The following is a 3,480-nucleotide window of genomic DNA, read 5'->3' as shown; positions in this document are numbered from 1 at the left end:
GCAATGCGCTCGACATCGCCGCCTTCACGCTCGCCGACGGCCGCCGCGTCACCGTCAAGGACGGCTGGATCGGACTGCCGGAGGAGCAGGGGTTTCTGCGCGACGTCCAGGGCGGGGCGTGCCAGCAGTTCACCACCGTGCTCGCGCCGGGCTCCAACGTCTATCATTACGACCACATCCACGTCGATCTGATGCGCCGCGCCAGCCGCCGCCTGATCTGCCAGCCGGCGGCGCAATCCGGCGAGGCGGTCGCCGCGCGCGCCCAGCAGCGGCGCTACGGCTACGGCCAGCGCGAGCCCGACGTGACGAGCGCGATCCCGGCCCGCAAGCACGCCAAGTCGATCGGCCAGCTGATCAACGAGGAAGACGAATTCCGCGATTATTGAGACGGGCGAATAGCGAATCGGGAGTGCGTACTCGCCACCCGCCATGCGCCCGCATCTGTGTGCGTCTGTGGATTTCTCTCCGCCAGGATGCAGCCGAGCACGCGTCCTGTCCCGCACCGGAACGCAAATGCGTCCAGCGCGTCGAACGCGTTAGGATTCCATTGACCAATTTTTCCGTCCGCCATTGGCCGACACTAGACCTGCCACACTCGCCAGGAACAAGGCGCGCGGGGTTCTGGTTGCTGGCCGGATGGGAGTGGTGGAGATGGCATTGTATCGCATCAAGGCGATTGGCTCGGGCTTCGCGGTCTGCACCGGCGAGCAGCCGGTGCTGGTCTGCCGCTCCCTGAAGATCGCCCGTCGCGCCGTCGCCGATGCGCAGCGCCTGGCGCTGCTGCCGCCGAAACCGATCCCGTGGCGGGTGCGGCCGGAGGGCGGCGCGCCGGCTGCCGCCACGTGTGAGGGCGCGGATGATGAGCTCGCGGTCGTGACCGATGGTCCGCCGCTGTGCTGCTGACTAACCGGCGCGAAACCTGCAGAACTGGAATTGCTGCACCGAGCCCCATGGGGTGCGATGCGCCTCGGTGCAGCTGTCCTGCAGCCCGAAGTCAGGGCCGAGCGTTGCGGCCAGGCTCTCGGCATCGTAGCGCACGACCGGCAGCCCGCTGCATTTCTCCGGACCATCCAGCGCGAACGTACCGATGATCACGGCGCCGCCCGGCGCGACGGCGGCGCGCAGCCGCGCGACATAGGCGGCGCGGTCGTTCGCGTCGGTCAGGAAGTGGAACGCGGCGCGATCGTGCCAGACATCGTAGCTCGCCTGCGGCGTCCAGCGCGTGACATCGGCCGCGATCCAGTCGACGGTTGCCGCAGCCGCGCCGAGCCGGGCGCGCGCTGCGGCCAGCGCCGCCTCGGAGATATCGAGCACCGTGAGCGCGCCATAGCCCGCCGTCAGCAGCGCATCGACCAGCCGCGAGGCGCCGCCGCCGATGTCGATGATGCGCGAGGACGCACCGGCGCCAGCGTCGCGGATCAGCCGCAGCGACATCGCCGGCTCGTCCTGATACCAGCTGACCTCGGTCTCGGCCTTGGTGGTGTAGACGGTCTGCCAGTGGGTGCTGCGGTCGGACATGGCGGGCTCTGTGCTCAGCGAGAAAATGAGCCATCCTAGCACGAGGTGAGTTCGCGGCGCTCGCGGACACGCTATCGTAGCCAAGCTGTTGCCGCGAACGCCATCGTATTTGACGACCGTCGTTTTGCGCTCGTCTCTCTCCACATCGTCATGGCCGGGCTTGTCCCGGCCATCCACGTCGCTCGGCGTGCTTGGAACCACGTGGATGCCCGGGACAAGCCCGGGCATGACGGAGTAAACCGACTGACAGCATTGTTCGTCGCGACAGCTCAGGATGCCATATGCGACAGCCTTTGCCGGCAGGGGGGAGGAGAGCAGACGGTCATCGCGGTGAGATCAGTTTGCCTCAGAACGTGCCCGCCACCGTCACGCGCAATGTCAGCGGCTCGATCGGGTGCAGGACGCGGTCCATCACGCCGGTCTGGCAGACTTGCGCCGGCATGGTGGACGTCCCCATGCTGGGATAGCATGCCTGGTAGAGCTGATCGCTGCGCAGCAGCGAGCCATAGCCGTAGGAGATCTGGTTGGCCTTGGTGTTGAACAGGTTCAGCACGTCGAGCTGGATGCGCCAGCCATTGGCGTCGCGGAAGCCGATGCGGCCGTTGAAGATGCTGGTGGCGGTCGAACGGAAGTAGTTGTCCTCGGTCAGCGGCGTCGAGCCGAGATAGCGCCAGCGCAGGCCGCCGAACCAGCCGGTCTTCTCGCCGAGCGTGATGCCGGCCGAGGCGATCATCGACGGCGCGTTGGGGATGTAGTTGCCGGGCGCGTTGCCGCGCAGCACCTCCGGCGGAGCGCCCAAGCCGACCAACTGGGCATAGGTGGCGGCCTGGTCGGTGTCGTCGCCGACGAAGCGGGCATGGGTCATCGCGAGGTCGGCATCGATGTCGATCCACGACGCCGGCCGGTAGTGGTTGGTCAGCTCGAATCCGTAGCGCCGGCTCGGCCGGCTGGCGGTGGTGTCGCCGGCGTCGCCGGAGAACAGGATCTCCGAATCCTGGTTGAGCATGAAGACGCTCAGCGATGAATCGAGGCCCGGGATGACGCGCGTGCGCACGCCCACTTCTGCGCCCTTTGTTCGCACCAGCAGCGGCGAAGAGTCGATCCTGTTGCCGGGCGCGTTCGGGTCGTCCGTGGTCGTCGCGCCGCGCGCATCGTTGCTGTGCATGCCGTAGCCCGCGCCGAGGAAGAACTCGGTCTGGTTGAACGGCCCGATCGTCATGCGAAACTTCGGGCTGCCCAGACTCGCCGCGGCATCGCCGGTATTGTTGCCGTTATACACCGAGTAGACGTGGGTCTGATAATAATCGCCGCGATAGCCGACGGTGGTGCGCAGCCAGTCGGTCCAGCGCACGGTGTTCTCGACATAGAGCCCGACCGAGCCCTCGTCGACCTTGTCGTTGCGCACATAGCTCAGATAGGTCCGCTGCGCGGTGTAGCTCAGGGCCAGCGCGATGTCGTCGTAGCGCGTCTGCAGCCCGATTGTCGTCTCCATCGGCCGGCCGGCGAAGCTGCCGTTGAATGTCCGCGACGCGTTGGCGCCCAGCATCAGCCGATCGTCGTGCTGATGGAACTGATCGCCATTGTCCGGGTCGCGCAGCGCATAGGTGAAGTTGTTGTAGAGATCGAGCTGGCTCTTCACCACATAGGCGTTGGCCTTCCACGATCCCGCATCGTCGGTGCCGGCGACGCGGCCGGACAGCGCGAAGCGGTTGGTCTTGCCGCCGTCGGTCGGGTCGATGGCGTCGGTGCGGCCGAGCAGGCCGGAGGCGATCGCGCGCTCCGGCACCTGGTCGGTCGAGGTCCAGCGGTTCGCATAGGCCATGCCGGTGATCGAGACGCCGTCGGTCGCGGTGCCCTGCGAGTAGCGCATCAGGCCATTGAGCTTCTTGGCATCGTCCGGCGTGGTCCACGGCCCGTCATAGCGGCCGGCCTCCCCGGCGATCAGCAAATGGCCGTCGCCGA

The 3,480-nt window shown here is 67.2% G+C and carries 4 protein-coding genes; 2 read left to right on the top strand and 2 right to left on the bottom strand.

What is annotated here, in order from left to right; translation table 11 throughout:
* Both BRAS3809_RS26265 and BRAS3809_RS26260 read left to right on the top strand, forming a co-directional pair.
* A partial coding sequence (locus tag BRAS3809_RS26265) for an extensin family protein (protein WP_035658742.1) occupies positions 1–386 on the top strand: 386 nt, incomplete at its 5' end.
* A gap of 265 nt (positions 387–651) precedes the next feature.
* Entirely contained in the window at positions 652–903 is a 252-nt protein-coding gene (locus tag BRAS3809_RS26260; RefSeq protein WP_035658739.1) for a hypothetical protein, read from the top strand.
* On the opposite strand, the gene BRAS3809_RS26255 is transcribed toward BRAS3809_RS26260, so the two are convergent.
* Positions 904–1,518 carry a class I SAM-dependent methyltransferase gene (locus BRAS3809_RS26255; RefSeq protein ID WP_008965042.1) on the bottom strand — a complete coding sequence of 205 codons (615 nt, stop codon included), beginning with the start codon at positions 1,516–1,518 and terminating at the stop codon, positions 904–906. It lies immediately after the preceding gene.
* 346 nt (positions 1,519–1,864) lie between these two features.
* A partial coding sequence (locus BRAS3809_RS26250) for a TonB-dependent receptor (RefSeq protein WP_035658737.1) occupies positions 1,865–3,480 on the bottom strand: 1,616 nt, incomplete at its 5' end.

Origin of the sequence: Bradyrhizobium sp. STM 3809 (assembly GCF_000239795.1) — a bacterium.
Lineage (GTDB): Bacteria > Pseudomonadota > Alphaproteobacteria > Rhizobiales > Xanthobacteraceae > Bradyrhizobium.
This window is presented reverse-complemented; position numbering and strand designations above follow the sequence as displayed.